Source organism: Actinoplanes campanulatus (assembly GCF_014647795.1).
GTDB classification, from domain to species: Bacteria; Actinomycetota; Actinomycetes; order Mycobacteriales; family Micromonosporaceae; genus Actinoplanes; species Actinoplanes campanulatus.
Window position 1 is genome coordinate 424133 of the sequence record NZ_BMPW01000003.1, and the last position, 17207, is coordinate 441339.

The 17207-nt window shown below is 73.4% G+C and carries 12 protein-coding genes and 1 riboswitch; of the genes, 4 read left to right on the plus strand and 8 right to left on the minus strand.

Going from position 1 to position 17207, the window contains the following annotated elements; genetic code table 11:
• Window positions 1–32 precede the first annotated feature (32 nt).
• Together IEZ13_RS08805 and IEZ13_RS08810 are read left to right on the plus strand one after the other, a co-directional pair.
• Complete coding sequence (locus IEZ13_RS08805) at window positions 33–1871, plus strand: CheR family methyltransferase (RefSeq protein ID WP_183219275.1); 1839 nt, start codon at window positions 33–35, stop codon at window positions 1869–1871.
• A gap of 52 nt (window positions 1872–1923) precedes the next feature.
• Window positions 1924–2649 carry an STAS domain-containing protein gene (locus IEZ13_RS08810; protein WP_183219278.1) on the plus strand — a complete coding sequence of 242 codons (726 nt, stop codon included), beginning with the start codon at window positions 1924–1926 and terminating at the stop codon, window positions 2647–2649.
• Between the two features lie 4 nt (window positions 2650–2653).
• Here the strand turns inward: IEZ13_RS08810 and IEZ13_RS08815 are convergent, their stop codons facing one another.
• The 3 genes from IEZ13_RS08815 to IEZ13_RS08825 form a co-directional block, all read right to left on the minus strand.
• A complete protein-coding gene (locus IEZ13_RS08815) occupies window positions 2654–3793 on the minus strand; it encodes a SigB/SigF/SigG family RNA polymerase sigma factor (protein WP_183219280.1) in 1140 nt (379 codons plus the stop codon).
• Window positions 3794–3976: 183 nt separating this feature from the next.
• Window positions 3977–4753 carry a hypothetical protein gene (locus IEZ13_RS08820; protein ID WP_183219282.1) on the minus strand — a complete coding sequence of 259 codons (777 nt, stop codon included), beginning with the start codon at window positions 4751–4753 and terminating at the stop codon, window positions 3977–3979.
• Between the two features lie 1670 nt (window positions 4754–6423).
• Complete coding sequence (locus IEZ13_RS08825; RefSeq protein ID WP_183219284.1) at window positions 6424–6759, minus strand: hypothetical protein; 336 nt, start codon at window positions 6757–6759, stop codon at window positions 6424–6426.
• A 737-nt stretch (window positions 6760–7496) separates the two neighbouring features.
• On the opposite strand from IEZ13_RS08825, the gene IEZ13_RS08830 reads away from it, so the two are divergent.
• Window positions 7497–8018, plus strand: a complete 522-nt coding sequence (locus tag IEZ13_RS08830) for a hypothetical protein (RefSeq protein WP_183219286.1) — start codon at window positions 7497–7499, stop codon at window positions 8016–8018.
• A 178-nt stretch (window positions 8019–8196) separates the two neighbouring features.
• Window positions 8197–9675 carry a glutamate-cysteine ligase family protein gene (locus IEZ13_RS08835; RefSeq protein WP_183219288.1) on the plus strand — a complete coding sequence of 493 codons (1479 nt, stop codon included), beginning with the start codon at window positions 8197–8199 and terminating at the stop codon, window positions 9673–9675.
• 11 nt (window positions 9676–9686) lie between these two features.
• Here IEZ13_RS08835 and IEZ13_RS08840 read toward each other — a convergent pair whose 3' ends face one another.
• The 5 genes from IEZ13_RS08840 to IEZ13_RS08865 form a co-directional block, all read right to left on the minus strand.
• Window positions 9687–10112: a cobalamin biosynthesis protein gene (locus tag IEZ13_RS08840; protein WP_183219422.1), complete on the minus strand. Its 426-nt coding sequence runs from the start codon at window positions 10110–10112 to the stop codon at window positions 9687–9689.
• Window positions 10109–11458, minus strand: a complete 1350-nt coding sequence (locus IEZ13_RS08845) for a cobyrinic acid a,c-diamide synthase CobB (protein WP_183219290.1) — start codon at window positions 11456–11458, stop codon at window positions 10109–10111. Before IEZ13_RS08845 ends, IEZ13_RS08840 begins: the two co-directional genes overlap by 4 nt.
• Window positions 11452–12051 (minus strand): cob(I)yrinic acid a,c-diamide adenosyltransferase, encoded by a 600-nt coding sequence (gene cobO / locus IEZ13_RS08850; protein ID WP_183219292.1) that lies wholly within the window; start codon window positions 12049–12051, stop codon window positions 11452–11454. Before cobO ends, IEZ13_RS08845 begins: the two co-directional genes overlap by 7 nt.
• Window positions 12052–12509: 458 nt before the next feature.
• Window positions 12510–15056, minus strand: coding sequence for a VWA domain-containing protein (locus tag IEZ13_RS46345; RefSeq protein WP_229794556.1), 2547 nt, complete (start codon window positions 15054–15056; stop codon window positions 12510–12512).
• A gap of 55 nt (window positions 15057–15111) precedes the next feature.
• A riboswitch (cobalamin riboswitch) is annotated at window positions 15112–15238 on the minus strand.
• A 188-nt stretch (window positions 15239–15426) separates the two neighbouring features.
• Window positions 15427–16998 carry a gluconokinase gene (locus IEZ13_RS08865; protein WP_183219294.1) on the minus strand — a complete coding sequence of 524 codons (1572 nt, stop codon included), beginning with the start codon at window positions 16996–16998 and terminating at the stop codon, window positions 15427–15429.
• Window positions 16999–17207 lie beyond the last annotated feature (209 nt).

Here is a 17207-nt window from a genome sequence, read left to right on the forward strand (position 1 = left end):
GATCCGGCGTGACGTGCGATAGGTTCCGACACGTGCAGGCAACGGACCCGACCTTCGAAGCGCTGCTGGTGCACCTGAAGGAGACCCGCGGCTTCGACTTCACCGGGTACAAACGCTCGAGCCTGATGCGCCGGGTGCGGCGCCGGATGAGCCAGGTCGGCGCTCCCGGCTATCCGGAGTACCTGGACCATCTACAGGTCCATCCGGACGAGTTCACCGCGCTCTTCAACACCATCCTGATCAACGTGACCGCGTTCTTCCGGGACGCCGACGCCTGGGAGTACCTCCGGGACGAGGTCCTCGAACCGATGGTGGCGGGCAGGCCCGGCGACACGCCGATCCGGGTCTGGTCAGCCGGGTGCGCCTCCGGCCAGGAGGCGTACACGCTGGCCATCGCGCTGGCCGAGATCCTCGGCGTGGAGCGGTTCAAGGAACGCGTCAAGATCTACGCCACCGACGTCGACGAGGAACAGCTCAGCGAGGCCCGCCAGGCGGCGTACGGGGAACGCGAGGTGCGGGATCTCGCCCCCGGGCTGGTCGAGAGGTACTTCGAACCGGTGAACGGCCGGCTCGTCTTCCGCAAGGACCTGCGCCGCTCGGTCATCTTCGGCCGCAACGATCTGGTGCAGGACGCCCCGATCTCCCGGATCGACCTGCTGACCTGCCGCAACACCCTGATGTACTTCAACGCCGAGACGCAGGCGAAGATCCTCGGCCGGTTCCACTTCGCCCTGGCCGAGACCGGCGTGCTCTTCCTCGGCAAGGCGGAGATGCTGCTCAGCCACTCCAGCCTGTTCGCGCCGATCGACCCGAAGCGGCGCGTGTTCCGCCGGGTCCCCCGCCTGTACGCCCCGCCCGGCGCCGTCCTCGCCGATCCGCCGCAGGCCGTCCCCGGACGGGTCACCGGGCTGGACGAGCTGCGCAACGAGACCTTCACCGCCAGCCCGCTGGCCCAGCTCGCGCTCACCCCGGACGGCCTGGTCGCGCTCTCCAACCGGCAGCTGGAGAAGCTGTTCGGGGTGTCCTCACGGGACATCGGCCGGCCCTTCCGGGACCTGGACCTCTCCTACCGTCCGGTCGAGTTGCGCCGCTTCGTCGAGCAGGCCCGGCTGGAGCGCCGCACCCTGCGGGTCAGCGACGTCGCATACGTCCGCGACGCCGAGACCGTCCACCTGGTGGTGCAGGTCAGCCCGCTCAGCGACGCCGACGGCAGCCTGCTCGGCGTCAACCTGATCTTCCACGACGTGACCGCGGCCCGGCGGTTGCAGGACGAGCTGGAACACGCCAACCATCAGCTCGAGGCAGCGTACGAGGAGCTCCAGTCGACCAACGAGGAGCTGGAGACCACCAACGAGGAGCTCCAGTCCACCGTCGAGGAGCTGGAGACCACCAACGAGGAGCTCCAGTCCACGAACGAGGAGCTGGAGACCATGAACGAGGAGCTCCAGTCCACCAACGACGAGCTGCAGAGCATCAACGACCAGTTGCGGATCAGCACGGCCCGGCTGGACGAGGCGAACGCGTTCCTGGAGACGGTGCTGACCAGCCTCCAGGCCGGCGTCGCGGTGGTCGACGCCGACCTGCGGATCCGGATGTGGAACCGGCACGCCGAGGACCTGTGGGGGCTGCGCTCCGGCGAGGTGATCGGCCAGCACTTCCTCAACCTCGACATCGGCCTGCCGATCGACCGGGTCCGGCCGCTGCTGCGCGGCTCGCTCGGCGCCGGCGGCGCCTGTGCCGAGACCGAGCTCGACGCGGTCAACCGGCGCGGGCGCCCGATGACGGTACGGGTCGCGTGCACCCCGCTACGGCGGCGCGACGGCAGCCCCGCCGACGGCGACGGCGCCATCATCGTGATGGAGACGGCCTGACGTTTACCACCCACGACGCCGGGTAAGCCGCCGCCCTGAGGAAGGCGAAGCCATGACGATCCGGTGCGAGACGCGTGACGACGACGCGAACCTGGTCGTCGCGGTGACCGGCGAACTTCAATTGACGGATGCGGTCGCGCTGCGCGAGCGCCTGCTCAAATGTCTCGCCGAACAGCCGGACGCCCTGCTCGTGGACCTGGCCGGGCTGCACGTCGTTCAGTCGCTGGCACTGGCCGTCTTCACCGCGGTGCTGCGCCAGGCCGCCCGGTGGCCGGGCACCCCCGTGCTGATCTGCGGGCCACCGGTGCAGACCCGGAGGCTGCTGCTCGCCGGCGCCTTCCGCGGGCTGCCGCTCTACGACGACCTGGCCGGCGCGACCGCCCACCTGCGCGACGAGCGGCGGATCCGGCCCTCGCTCAGCGAGCAGCTGTTGCCGGTGTCCGGCTCCACCCGGCACGCCCGGGACGTCGCCACCGAGGCCTGCCTGCGCTGGGACCTGCCCGATCTCGTCGCCCCGGCCAGCCTCATCGCCACCGAGCTGGTGGCCAACGTGGTCGATCACGTCCACACGATGATGACGCTGCACCTGACGCTGCGCCCCCGCTATCTCAACATCGCGGTCCGCGACGGCTCCCCGGTGCCGCCGGATCCGCCCGGGCGGATCACCCCGGAGGCCGCCGGCGGGCGCGGGCTGCTGCTGGTCGGGGAGCTGGCGCACACGTGGGGATGGCTGCCGTCGAAGGACGGCAAGGTGGTGTGGGCGTCGCTGCGCCGGTGAACCGTCAGCAGTGCCGCAGCACACCGGCCAGGCCGGACACCGCCAGGATCCGGGCGACGTAGGGCTGGGCGCCGGACATGCAGATCTCCCGGCCCGCCCGCGCCGCCACCCGGACCGCGTCGAGCAGCACCGACACACCGGCCGCGTCGAGCAGCGGAACAGCCGTCAGATCCACCACGACGGAGGCGGCCCCGCCCGTCGTGATCGCGTGCCGCAGTCCCGTCCGCAGCCGCTCGGCGGTGTCCCGGTCGACCTCGCCGCACACCCGGACCCGCAGCGCCGTGCCCTCGCGGGTCACCGAGACGTCCATGCCGTGCTGGTGCCCGGCCCGGCACTCGCCCTCCCACGGCGGCGGGGCGTCGCTGAGCATCGCCTCACGCAGCCAGGAGAGGGCCCGGCTCAGCAGCCGGGACACGTGCATCTGTGAGATGCCCAGCTCGGCGGCGATCTCCGCCTGGGTGCGGTTGCCGTAGAAGCGCATCGCCAGCATCCGGCGCTCCCGGGCCGGCAGGCGCAGCAGCAGGTCGGTGACGGTCAGCTTGTCGGTCACCGACTCGAGATCGTCGTCGACCTCGCCGATCAGATCACCGAACTCGGCCGCCCCGTCCCCGGCGACCGGCGCGTTCAGCGAGGCGGGTGAATATCCGGCGGCCGATTCGACGGCCTCCAGCACGGCCGGTTCACTCACCCCCAGGTGCTCCGCGAGCTCCGCGGCCGTCGGGGTACGGGCGAGCGCGCTCGTCAGGACCATGGAGGCGTGCCCCACCTCGAGACTCAGATCCTGAACCCGCCGGGGCACGTGCACGCCCCAGGTGCGGTCCCGGAAGTGGCGCTTCAGCTCGCCGGAGATGGTGATGACCGCGTACGCCGTGAATGAGCCGCGGCCCGGGTCGTACCGGTCCACGGCCTTCACCAGGCCGAGCCGGGCCACCTGCTCGAGATCCTCCATGTGCTCGCCCCGGCCGCGGTAGCGGCGGGCGAGCCGTCCGGCGAACGGCAGGCAGTGCCGGAGCAGGTCCTCGCGCAGCAGCTCGGCCTCGGCCGGGGTGGCGCCCTCCCGGCCCACCGCGAACTCCAGTGCCGCGGTGTCGAGATCCTCGAGCGTGTTGTCGGCCGGTTCACCGAACTGACCTCGCACGGGCATGTCACCCCTTCCCGGTACGTCCCCGGCGGAGACGCCGCCTCATCGGCAGTCCCCCGCAGGGGGCGTCGGAATCGGCCCAAAACCGGCTATCCGCCACCTTCCCGGTTATCAGGACGCTACTGCCCGATCCGGTCACCGCCCAAACACATCCGGCGTACGGGGGCCGCGCCGCCCTCAGCCGGATCACCGCGTATGCCGCGGGGGCAGACCACTCGGCGCGGCCGACGGGTCGGGGTGCGCCCCGGGCGCGCTGGGCTCATCCGGCCGAACCGGCGCCGCCCCGCCCCGCGACGGCAGGCCGGACGGCGTGCCCCCGCCCTCGGCCGGCGCGGCCTCCGCTCCCGGCCGGCCCGCGGTGGCCGGGGCGCTCCCGCCCAAGTCCGGCGCCTGCAACGGGCTGCGGGCCGGGACATCGTGCTGCCCCATGTCCGGCGCCTGCAACGGGCTGCGGGCCGTGGACTGGCCCATATCCGGCGCCTGCAACGGCGGCCTACCCGTGCTCTGCCCCGAATCCGGCATCTGCAACGGGTCGCGGACCGTGGACTGGCCCATATCCGGCGCCTGCAACGGGCTGCGGACCGTGGACTGGCCCATATCCGGCGCCTGCAACGGGCTGCGGGCCGTGGACTGGCCCATATCCGGCGCCTGCAACGGCGGCCTACCCGTGCTCTGCCCCAAATCCGGCATCTGCAACGGGCTGCGGGCCGCGGACTGCCCCGCATCCGGTGCCTGCAACGGGGACCGGCCCATGCTCTGGCCCATGTCCGGCGGCTGGAGAGGGTTTCGAGTGGGCTCGTTGTGCTGACCCGTATAGGGAGCCTGCAGCGGAGAACGGTCCGGATCCTGCTGACCCGCGTCCGCTGATCGGGCGGTGCCCTCCTGGCCCAGATCCGGAACCTGCAACGGGGAACGGCCCAGATCATGCCGACCCGCCGATCGGCCGGTGCTGTCCTGCCCCATGTCCGGCGCCTGCGACGACGGGCCGGCGGACCCTGCCGCCGTGCCTTCGCCCGGCGTGGGTGAGCCGTGCTGGCCCATGTCCGGCGCCGCGAACGCCGAGCCGGCGGGAGCGGACGCCCCGGGCGTCGCGGCGGCCGCCGGGAAAGCGGCTGTCGGATCCGGCGCGGGAGAAGTCGTGAGCCCACCACCGGCCGCCTGCGTGGGGCGCGCCGAGCGGGTGAATCGGGGCGCGTCGAGCGGGCGGTTCTGCTGGCTGTAGGGCGGCGGCCGCCGGATCAGCTCGCCCAGATCCTCCGGGGCGCGCGGGCTGTCAACGGCGGGCGCACCCCCGGCGGAGGCACTCCCGGCGGGTGCCTGCGCTCCCGGCCCGGATGCCGCCTGATTCGCCGGGCCCGGTCCCCCGTCTCCGAAGCCACCGGCCCCGGCCGTGCCATGCCTCTGCGCATCCGGCCCGGCCGAACTCCGTCCCCGGTCGCCCGCCACCGGCTCGTCCGAGCCTTGACCAGCGCTTCCGTAGGAACCCTCGCCGGTAGCTCCCGGCGTGCCCGCGCCACCCGGCACGAAGCGACCCGAACCACCCGATCCAGGATCGCCGAATCCGGAATCACCGGCACCAGCCGACCCGGAACCACCGGGCTCGGGAACACTCGCACCCGCCAACCCCGAACCACCGATCCCAGGAGCACCCAAGCCCGAACCACCGATCCCACCCGAACCACCGATCCCAGGAGCACCCGCGCCGGTCATCCCCGGATCCTGGAACCCAGGACCACCGGCACCGGTCATCCCCGGACCGCGGAACCCGGGAGTCGCCGGACTGGGTGGCAGCGAGCCGCCCAGTACCGGCCCAGCCTGTATCAATCCACCGACCACAATGCCGGATATCTCGGGCGGGACGGCTCCTGCCGGGCCGCCTCCCGGGATGGCGTCGGCCGGTCCTGGGACAGCCCTGCCGACCGTCGGGAAGGCACTGGTGGCTCCAGCGTCAGCGTCCGGAATCCCACCGCCACCGGCGCCACCCGACGTGCCGCCGGGGAAGCCCCCGCCCATCCCACCGGCACCGCCGCCCTCCCTGCCTTCCGCACGGCCCGCACCGAGAACGGACGAGCCCGGGACCGACGAACCAGAACCCGGGAAACCGCGCTCCGACGATGCGGGAACCGCCGATCCCGGAACAGACGAACCCTGGACCGGCGAACCCTGGACCGGCGAACCCTGGACCGGCGAACCCAGGACCGGCGAACCCAGGACCGGCGAACCCAGGACCGGGGAACCCGAGGCGGGCGAACCCAGGACCGAGGAATCCGAGGCGGGCGAATCCGTGAAGCGTGAGCCCGGAACACCAGGGATCGATATCCCGGAATCGCCCGGCTCACCGGGCAGCCACGGCGGCCGGTTACCTTCCGGCCGCCCCGAAGCCGCCCATGCCCCGGTCTCCTCGGTGGCCCACGAGGGCACGGACGGTTCGGTCGGCGGCCAGGGCCGCGATTCCCTCCCCGCCGAGGCGGCCGGCGGTGGTGGCCAACTTCCGGGCCCGGAAGCCGGCCATCCCGCGGCGGGCCCGGCGCTCTCCGCGGGCGGACCCGGGGCGAGCGGGTCGTAGGCCGGCGGCGGAGGCACCGGTACCGCACCCCGCCCGGGCATCCCGCCGGGAGCCGGAGCGGATCCGGCTATCGGGCCGGCCGGACCGGCAGGACCGGAACGACCGCCAGGGCCGGGAGGGCCCGCAGGGCCGGGAGGGCCGGCAGGACCAGCGGTGGACGTTCCCGGCCCGGCGAGCGGGCCCGGCGCGTGGCCCGCGCCCGCCGCGGCGGAACCGGCAACCGCGGCCGGGTCGACGGCCGGGTCGACGGCCGGGCCCGGCGAGCCTCCGGCGTCTGCCCCGGCCCCACCACCGCCCAGCAACCCGGAACCGGCGGCATCTGTCCTCGGCCCACCGCCCAGCGGCCCCAAACCGGCAGCATCTCTCCCCGGCCCACCGCCCAGCGGCCCGAAACCAGCGGCATCTCTCCCCGACCCACCACCCAACGGCCCGAAACCGGCGGCGTCCGCTCCGGCCGCGTCAACCCCCTGCATGCCGAAGTGGTCGTACCCCAGGGAAGGGTCCGCGGGCGGGCCGGGAAATTCTGGAGCAGCAGCCGCAGAACCGTACGGAGAAGCAGGTGCGGTGTCATAGGAAGGGGACTCCTCAACGGCCCACGGCGGCGGCCCGGGAACCGCCGACGGCATCAACCCGGACGAGTCCGGCACCCACGCCGGACGGGTCGCGGCGACCAGCCCGGACTCCTCGGCGAGCCCGGCCGCGACGAGGACCTCGGCCGCGGACTGTGCGGCACGGCAGGGCAGCGGTTCACCGCAGGCGGGGCAGTGCGTCATGCCGGCCGGGGCGCCGGACCCACCGCCGTGCGCCTCGGCCATCTCACGCGCGACGGTCGCCAGCACGCTCTCCGGTTTGACGTATGCCTTCACCGGTCTCCGCCCCCCATCCCCGGCTGTCCACGTGCCGGGACGGCACTACGGTCTTGCCGGGTTCACACGGCCCGGCTCCAGTTCACCCCTTCGAGTGCTCCGGAAGGGTGATTTTCCGAAGATCTGTGCAGATCAGCGGGGCGGGGCGAGCGAATCGGGGTGATCCGGCGGCGGCCGGGCGGAGCAGGCGGTATGCAGAGACTGCATATTCACTCACGGTGGTGAAGCAGATTCCCTCCGTAGCATTTGACGTATATCCAGGAGGTGACCCCCCATGGACGACACCGAACTGCACCGCGAGCGGATCCTCCGGCACGTCAGTCCCATCATCACCGGCCGGTTCCTCGGCTTCCAGGCCTCCTACACCCGTGAGGTGCGGGTGGGACGCCCGATCGCGCTGGCCGTCTACGTGGCCGCCGGGATCGCCCAGATGATCGGCGCCCTGCTGCGGATGAAACCGTCCCGGCGCACTCTCAAGGAGCTCCGGAAGGGCCCGGAGTTCCTGGTGACGCCGGTGCGGCTGCGTGACGACCTCGGCCAGACGTACGAGATCGAGATGCACGGCCAGCTCCCCCAGTCGGCCCTGCACCGTGGCGATCTGGTCCAGGTCCGCACCCAGCCGCAGACCGACCCGACCCTCCCGGTCCGCCTCGTGCAGGTGGTGAACCTGACCACCATGCAGCCGCTGACCCCGCGCATCCCGACCCAGTGGTCGCACATGGGCCCGGCGCTGCTGCTCCAGGCGGCGGTGGGGGTGGCGATCGCCGGAGGGTTGCTGGCCGCCCTGCTGGGATGATTTCCGGCCGGTCCGGGTAGAGACAGCGCCCATGGAAGATCGTTTGCCAGTCTGCCGAGAATGGACGGTCGGCACGGGGCGCCACACCATCGACAGCGGTCATCATGGGCGCAGGGGATGGCGGCTACGGCGCCGCGCGGTCTCCTGGCGTCTCTGACGGCTCGAAAGGTGGTGCGCGGTGGGCGAGAAAGTCGACCAGACCGATTTCACCCGTGAGGACCGGACCCGCTACCGGCAGAAGATCCGCCGCAGTCTCGACGTGTTCGCGACGATGTTGCGCGAGGCACGCTTCGAGTTCGAACGGCCACTGACCGGCATGGAGATCGAGCTCAACCTGATCGACGGCAACGCCGATCCGGCGATGCGCAACGCCGAGGTGCTGGGCGCGATCGCCGACCCCGACTTCCAGACGGAGCTGGGGCAGTTCAACATCGAGATCAATCTGCCGCCGCGGCGGCTGGCCGGCGACGACTTCGCGGAGCTGGAGCGTGGCCTTCGGGCCAGTCTCAATCAGGCGGAGCGGCGGGCCCGGGCGGCCGGCGCGCACATGGTGACGATCGGCATCCTGCCGACGCTGCGGCGTGAGCACCTCACCGGCGAGGCGCTCACCGTCAATCCCCGGTACCAACTGCTGAACGAGCAGATCTTCGCGGCCCGCGGCGAGGACCTGGACATCCGCATCGACGGGGTGGACCGGCTGGCCGTCACCACCGACACGATCGCGCCCGAGGCGGCGTGCACCAGCACCCAGTTCCATCTCCAGGTGAGCCCGGCGCAGTTCGCGGCGTACTGGAACGCCTCGCAGATCGTCTCCGGGGTGCAGCTGGCCCTCGGCGCGAACTCGCCGCTGCTGTTCGGCCGGGAGTTGTGGCGGGAGACCCGCATCCCGCTCTTCGAGCAGGCCACCGACACCCGGTCGGAGGAGATAAGAGCGCAGGGGGTACGCCCACGCGTCTGGTTCGGGGAACGCTGGATCACCAGTGTCTTCGACCTGTTCGAGGAGAACGTCCGCTACTTCCCGGCGCTCCTGCCGATCTGCGACGTGCACGATCCGGCCGAGATCCTGGAGCGGGGCGAGATCCCGGAGCTGAGCGAGTTGCGCCTGCACAACGGAACGGTCTACCGGTGGAACCGGCCGATCTACGCGGTGGTCAACGGCCGCCCGCACCTGCGGGTGGAGAACCGGGTGCTGCCCGCCGGGCCGACCGTCGCCGACACCATGGCCAACGCCGCGTTCTACTACGGCCTGGTCCGCTGCATCGCCGAGGCGGAGCGCCCACTCTGGACGCAGATGAGCTTCCGCGCCGCCGAGGAGAACTTCCACAACTGCGCCCGGCACGGCATCGACGCCAGCGTGTTCTGGCCCGGCCACGGCACGGTCCCGGTCACCGAGCTGGTGTTGCGCCGGCTCCTGCCGCAGGCCGCCGAGGGCCTGGACCTGTGGGGTGTCTCGCCGGCCCAGCGGGACCGGTTGCTCGGCATCATCGAGCAGCGCTGCCTGCGGCACCGCAACGGCGCGTCCTGGCAGGTGGAGACGTTGCACGAGATCGAGGCGCAGGGCGCGGACCGGCAGCGGGCGCTGCACGAGATGCTGCGCCGCTACCTGCCGCTGATGCACGACAACATCCCGGTCCACGAGTGGCCCCCGGGTAAGTGATCAGCTGGCTCTCAGTGCTGTCTCACGGCCGCTGAAACAGCACTGACAGCCAGCCGCGAAGATCCGGCCGGGCGGGCGACCGCGACCGTCACGCCGGAGCGCACCCGCTTCGGGACGATCAGGCGGCCGCCCGGACCGGCGGCCCGCAGGGCGGCGGCCTCGGCCACACTCGGCGTGCCGACCGCCGTCCCGACCGCGGCGCTGGGTGTGGGCACCGGCTGCGCGGCCAGCTCGGAAGCCGGGAACCCGGCCAGGCGCCACCCGGCCGCGGCCGCGAACTCCCGCGGACCGTCCTCGGCGGCCCGCCGGTCGAGCGTGGCCAGAACCGCGACCGGGGAGCACGCCAATCCCGCACCGGCCAGGACGCCGCGGACCGCGTCGGAGAGGACTCCGGCGGTCACCCCGGCGCGTGCGCCGAACCCGACGACCAGCGTCACGCGGCCGCCGCCCGAACCAGCCGCTCCGCGATCCCGCGCTGCCCCGCCCAGTGCAGGTGCAGGTAGGAGGCGTGCACCGACGGTGTCGCGAACCCCTCCGGATCGGCGCCCCGCCACGCCCACGCCGCCTGCCCGGCCGGGGACAGCAGCAGCCCCGACCGCGGATGCGCCACGGTCCGGTGGAACTCGTGCCCGGTCACCCGGGTCCCGGCCACCGCGAGCGGGCTGTCGCCGAGCGCGACCGCGTCCCGGTAGCCGAGGGTCAGCGTCGGCGTCATCACCGCCTCGGCGTCGAGGACCCCGCACATCGGCTCGCCGTCCAGGGTGCGGCACAGCCACAGCAGCCCGGCGCACTCGGCGGCGATCACCCCGCCCGCCGACGCGAACGACCGCACCGACTCCCGGAGCGGCTCGTTGGCGGACAGCGACGACGCGTACACCTCGGGGAACCCGCCGCCCACCACCAGCGCCCGCGTCCCCTCGGGCAGGGCCTTGTCGTGCAGCGGGTCCACGGTCACCACGTCGGCTCCGGCACCGGCCAGCAATTCGCGCGTCTCGGCGTACGAGAAGGAGAAAGCCGGACCACCGGCGAGGGCGACCAGGGGACGGCCCGGAACCGGCGTCTCGCTGACCGGTGTCCAGGCCCGGAAGGGCAGGGGTGGCGCCGAGCGGGCCACCGCCGCGACCGCCTCGAGATCGACGGACGTGGCGATCAGCGCGGCCAGCGCGTCGACCGAGGCCAGCGCTTCGGCGCGCCGTTCCGCCGCCGGGATCAGCCCGAGATGCCGGGAGGGAGCGGCCACCGCGTCGGCGCGGCGCAGCGCGCCCAGCACCGGCGTGCCCACCTCCTCGCAGGCGTCCCGGAGGATCTGCTCGTGCCGCTCCGAGCCGACCCGGTTGAGGATCACGCCGGCCAGCCGCACCGTCCCGAAGCTGCGGAAACCGTGCACCACGGCGGCGATCGACCGCCCCTGCGCGGCGGCGTCCACGACCAGGATCACCGGCGCGTCGAGCAGCGCGGCCACCTGAGCGGTCGAGCCGGTGTCCCCCGCCCCGGTACGCCCGTCGTAGAGCCCCATCACTCCTTCGACGATCGCCAGCTCAGCGCCCTGCGCCCCGTGCGCGAACAGCGGCCCGACCAGATCCTCCCCGACCAGCACCGGATCGAGGTTGCGGCCGGGCCGCCCGGCGGCGAGCGCGTGATAGCCCGGGTCGATGTAGTCCGGCCCCACCTTGAACGGCGCCACCGGCACCCCACGCCGCGCGAACGCCGCCAGCAGCCCGGTGGCCACGGTCGTCTTCCCGTGCCCCGACGCCGGCGCCGCGATGACCAGCCGGTCTACCATTCGATGCCCTGCTGCCCCTTGCGCCCGGCGTCCATCGGGTGCTTCACCTTCGTCATCTCGGTGACCAGGTCGGCGGCCGCCACCAGGTCCGGGTGCGCGTCCCGCCCGGTGATCACCACATGCTGGGTGCCCGGCCGCTCCCGCAGCGTCGTGATCACGTCCTCGACGTCCACCCAGCCCCACTTCATCGGATAGGTGAACTCGTCCAGCACATAGAACCGGAACGTCTCCGCGGCCAGGTCCCGCTTGATCTGCGCCCACCCTTCGGCGGCCTCGGCGGCGTGGTCCCGCTCGCTGCCCGCACGCTGGATCCAGGACCAGCCCTCACCCATCTTGTGCCAGGTCACGGGCGTCTGGTGCAAACCGCCGAGCGCTTTGAGCGCGGCCTCCTCGCCGACCTTCCACTTCTCCGACTTGACGAACTGGAACACCCCGATCGGCCAGCCCGCGCTCCAGGCCCGCAGCGCCATCCCGAACGCGGCCGTCGACTTCCCCTTGCCCGGCCCGGTGTGCACCGCGAACACCGCCTGCCGCCGCCGCTGCCGCGTCGTCAGCCCGTCGTCGGGCACGCTCGTCACTTTCCCTTGCGGCACGCGCTCCTCCTCCTTCTCAAGATCAACCCCCATTCCCGGTACGGGGTGACCGTCCAGCCCAACCCACACCGTCCCGCCGGCCGCGGCGAAGGTGGCCCGCCCGGCGCGCGCCCCGCACGCCCCGGCGAAACCCACCCTCACCCCAACGCCGCCGCTACCCGCACAGCACCCGAACCCGGCGGTCCCGACCCGTCCGGCCCTCTGTCCTCATCGTGCCGCCCATTCGCACCGGCAAGCACGCACGTAACGTCTTCCGTGGTCGTCTGCCCGTGTCACAGCGGCAGGCCCTGCACACGGACGGCCCGACGTGAGCGCCCGCCGGGCATCCGCATCCCGAAAGCACCGACAACCCGCCGGACGCGATCGGCTGACCTCGATGCTGTCCCGGTCCGGCGGGCCGGCGCCGGCGGGCGGATGAGCGCGGCCCGCGGACACCGGTTCGAACCGCACCGAACGGCCTACGCGGCGGCTCGGTAGGCGCGGTCGGCCGGATCCAACGCGGTGGCGGCGCGGGCCGTCGGATGGAGAACGGTGGTGGCTTGAAGGTGTTCCAGCGGCATGAGATCGGCTCGGAGAACCGCCGCCAGCTTTCCGGCCAGGCCCAGCCGGACCTGGCCGGACTCGCAGTCGACCACCACGGTCGCCACACCGGCCAGCGCGGGCGCGAGCAGGACGGGGTCGGGCCCGCTCGTGGCCCGGCCGTCGGTGACCACCACCAGCAGCGGACGCCGTCGCGGGTCACGGCGGCGCTCCGTGGCGATGGTCGCGGCCGCGGCCCGGAGACCCGCCGCGAGCGGGGTACGGCCCCCGGTCCGCAACGCGGCCAGCCGCATCACGCCGACCTCGTGACTGGACGTCGGCGGCAGCACCACCTCGGCGTCCCGCCCCCGGAAGGTGATCATCCCGATCCGGTCCCGCCTCTGGTAGGCGTCCCGCAACAGCGACAGCACCGCCGTCTTGACCAGCGTCATCCGCTTCCGCGCGGCCATCGACCCGGACGCGTCCACCACGAAGAGGACCAGGTTCGCCTCGCGCCCCACATGGACCGACTCCCGCAGATCCCGCGGCGACACCCGGATCCCACCCCGCCGCTCCCGAACAGGCTGATCCTCGGACCCCGCCCCCCGCACAAGCCGCTCCTGGGACACCCACTCCTGGGATACCGACCCCGGCACAAGCTGGTCCTGGGCCAGCCACCCCTGGGACAACCCTTCCTCAGACACCGACTCCCCCACCAACCGGTCCGGGGACAGTCGTTTCTGGAACACCCGCTCCTGGGAGACCGGCTCCTGAGACACCCGGTCCTGAGACACCCGGTCCTGAGACACCCGGTCCTGAGACACCCGGTCCTGGGAGGGCTGGTCATGGGATGTGCCGTTGCGGGTGGCGTGGGTGACGGGGGTCGGGTGGGTGGGGGTGATGGTGTCGAGGGCGGCTCGGTCGAGGGCCGCCCGGAGAGTGGCGAAGAGGTGAGGGGCTCCGGAGAGCTTGCCCTGCGGGACGCGGCTGCCGACTACACGGCCTCTGCGGGCGAAGGCCGGGGAGCGGCGGCCGGCGTGACCGCCCTCGCCACGGGCGGTGATCCGGAGTGTGCGGGTACGGAACGCCTGACCGGCGGTGGCCGTCGCGCCCGCCTTCGCCGGTTGTGGCGCCTCGTCGTTGCTGGACGGGGGCGTGCTCTCCTCCGTACCCCCGTGGGGTGATCCTGCTCCGGACGGCCCGCCGCCGTCGCGCGGGGTGTCGTTTCGGGGGCCTCCGCCGCCGGGACCGCCGTCGTCCGGGTCCGGGTCGATGTCGGGGTCCGGCTCGTCGTCGGGGTCGCCACCGTGCTGGCTGGCCTGTTCGCGGTCGGCTTGGTCGCGCTCGGCCTGGTCAAGGTCGGCACGTTCCTGCTCGGCACGTTCCTGTTCGGAGCGTTCCTGTTCGGCCTGGCGTTCGGCCTCGGCCAGGGCGTCCTCGAGCTTCTGCTCGTCGGTGCCGGGCGGGTCCAGCGGGTCGGTACGGCGGCGGTGCGGGAGGGCCAGGCCGGCGGCGTCCCGGACGTCGTCGGCGGTGACCCGGTCGCGGCCGTGCCAGGCGGCCAGGGCTACGGCGCAGCGGGCGACCACGATGTCGGCGCGCATGCCGTCCACGCCGTAGGCGAGGCAGACCCGGGCGATCCGGTCGAGTTCGGCGTCGGGCAGTGTCACCGCCGGAAGGGCGGCGCGGGCGGCGGCGATGCGGGCCGCGTAGTCGCGTTCGGCGTCGGCGTAGCGCGCCGCGAAACCGTCCGGGTCGGCCTCGTAGGCGAGGCGGCGGCGCACCACCTCGGCGCGCTGGCGGGCGTCACGGGGTGCGGCGACGTTCACGACCAGGCCGAACCGGTCGACCAGCTGGGGCCGGGGCTCGCCCTCCTCCGGGTTCATGGTGCCGACGAGCAGGAATCTGGCCGCGTGCTTGACCGACACCCCGTCCCGCTCGACGTGTGCCCGGCCCATCGCCGCCGCGTCCAGAAGCAGGTCCACCAGGTGGTCCGGCAGGAGGTTCACCTCGTCGACATAGAGGACACCCCGGTGCGCGGCGGCGAGCAGACCCGGCTCGTAGGCCTTCACCCCGTCGGTGAGCGCGCGTTGCAGGTCGAGCGTGCCGACCACCCGGTCCTCGGTGGCGCCGACCGGCAACTCGACGAGCAACGCGGGCCGGACCGTCGCCGCGGCCACGGCGTCCGCCGGGGCGGCCGGGTGGCCCGGCCCGCCGGCCGGGCCATCTGGACGTCCCGGGATGGGGTGCGGGCCGTCCGGGCAAGCCGGGTCCGGGGCGGCGGGATCGCAGGCGAAACGGCAGCCGGATACCACCGTGACCGGTGGCAGCAGGCCGGCCAGGGCGCGGACGACGGTGCTCTTCGCGGTGCCCTTCTCGCCTCGGACCAGGACCCCGCCGACCGCCGGGGACACCGAGGTCAGCAGCAGGGCCAGGCGCAGGTCGTCGAGGCCCACCACGGCCGAGAACGGGTACGGAGTAGTCACCAGGATCCCTTCCGGCGGGTGTCCACGCCCGCTCGTCGGTCGACGCGAGCGGCCGGAGTCTCCTGACTCCCGGATCGACGTTTCCCGCTCGCCTTCCGGCGCAGGCGCCGTGGCGTGTGTGGTCAGCGGGTCGCTCCCCGGTCACAGTGGCGGGACCGTCCCGGAATCGCACCGGGTTCCTCCGCAACCGCTCGCCGGTCACTCTTCCCGACCGGCCGGGCACCCGTCAACGCGGGATCCGTCACCCGCCGGGCGTGCTTTCCCCAAGGCGGTCCGAACGCTCGGCGCCGCGTGTGCGCCACCTGGTCCGGCAACGAGGGCTGGGCTACGACCGGACGAGCTACGGCCGAATCAGCGGCGGCGGGGTGGGTCAGCGGGTTACGGCCTTCTCGGTGGCGGGGAGGGGCTCGGGAGCCAGGCGGTCGAGTTCGGCCACCACGTCGAGGACGGCCAGGGCGGAGCGTTCCACCAGGGGGCGCAGGCGGCGGTAGAGGGCGGCGTCCTCCGGGTCGGGGTGGGTGGCGTTCGCGGTGGGGACCAGGTCGGCGGCGCGGTCCAGGTCGGGGAGTTCGCCGAGGGCGTGCCGGGCCAGGAGGCAGGCGCCCAGGGCGGTGCCCTCGGGGACGTCGGCGACCGTCACCGGGAGGTCCAGGGCGGAGGCCAGGACGGACACCCACAGGCGGGAGGCGGCGGCGCCGCCGGTGGCGCGGATCTCGGTGACCGGGCAGCCCTCGGCGTCGAAGGAGTCGCGGACCAGGGCGAGCTGCTGGCAGACGCCCTCCACGGCGGCGCGGACCAGGTGCGGGCGGGCGTGTTCGCGGCGCAGGCCCAGGTAGGCGCCGCGCATGCCGGGGCGCCACCAGGGGGCCCGTTCGCCGAGGAGGTAGGGCAGGCAGAGCAGGCCCTCGCTGCCGGCCCGGATCCCGGCGGCCTCGGCCAGCAGGGCGGCGTCCAGGTCGTCGGCGCCCTCGCCCGCGACGCCGGGCGCACGGTCAGGCGCGCCGGCGGCGAGGCTCTGGGCGGCCCAGCGTACGACCGAGCCGGCGTTGTTGACCGCTCCGCCGATCACCCAGCGGTCCTCGGTGAGGGCGTAGCAGAACAGGCGGCCGGCGGCGTCGGCGGTGGGGCGGTCCACGACGGTACGGAGGGCGCCGCTCGTGCCGAGGGAGACCGCCGCGACGCCGGGCGGGGTGGCGCCGACGCCGAGGTTGGCGAGCGGGCCGTCGGCGGCGCCGATGATCAGCGGTACGTCCGGGGGCAGGCCCGCGGCGGTGGCCACCTCGGGAGACAGCCGGAGGGCGTGGGTGGTGGGGACGACCTCGGCGAGCTGCCCGGGGCGCACGCCGGCGATCGCCAGGGCCTCGTCGTCCCACCGGCGGGAGTGGATGTCGTAGAGGCCGGTGCCGGAGGCGATCGACAGGTCCACCAGGAACGGGTCGTCGGCCAGCGCCGCGACGATCAGTTCCTTGACGCCGCCCCAGCGCGGGGTGCCGCGCAGCGTGCCCGGGTCCTCCTCGGCCCACCAGGCCAGTTTCGTGAGTGGCGACATCGGGTGGACCGGGGTGCCGGTGCGGGCCTGGAGGCGTTTCGCGGGCCCGGCCGCGACGATCTTCTCGCACTGCCGGGCGGAGCGGCCGTCCGCCCACGTCACCACGGGGCCGAGGGGACGGCCGGCGGCGTCCATCGGCAGCAGCGCGTGCAGAAAGGAGCTGAGGCTGACCGCGATCACCCGGTCGCCGCGCTCGCGGCACTCGGCGGCCACGTCGGCGAGTGCCTTCATGGCGGCGCGGGTGAGCTGCCGGGGGTCGAGTTCGGCCCGGCCGGGCCCGGGCACCGACAGTGGGTAGTGGACGCTCGTGAGCGCCCGCAGCTCACCGGCCGGGCCGGCGGCGACCCCCTTGGTCGCGGTGGTCCCGGTGTCGATCCCGATCACGACGTCCATGCTTCCCCTCCCGAACGTGCCGACCAGACCCTCTCATGCCCACCCGAGCCCCGAACCAGACAACCAGATCCAGGAGACCCACCACTCCCGCAAAACGCCGCCGGTGTCGAGGCACGTGATTCGCCGACGCAGCGGGGTGTGCTGCGGCGGTGAATCACCTGCCTCGACACCGGTTACAAGGCGTTTTGCCGCGGAGCGAAGCGAAGCCA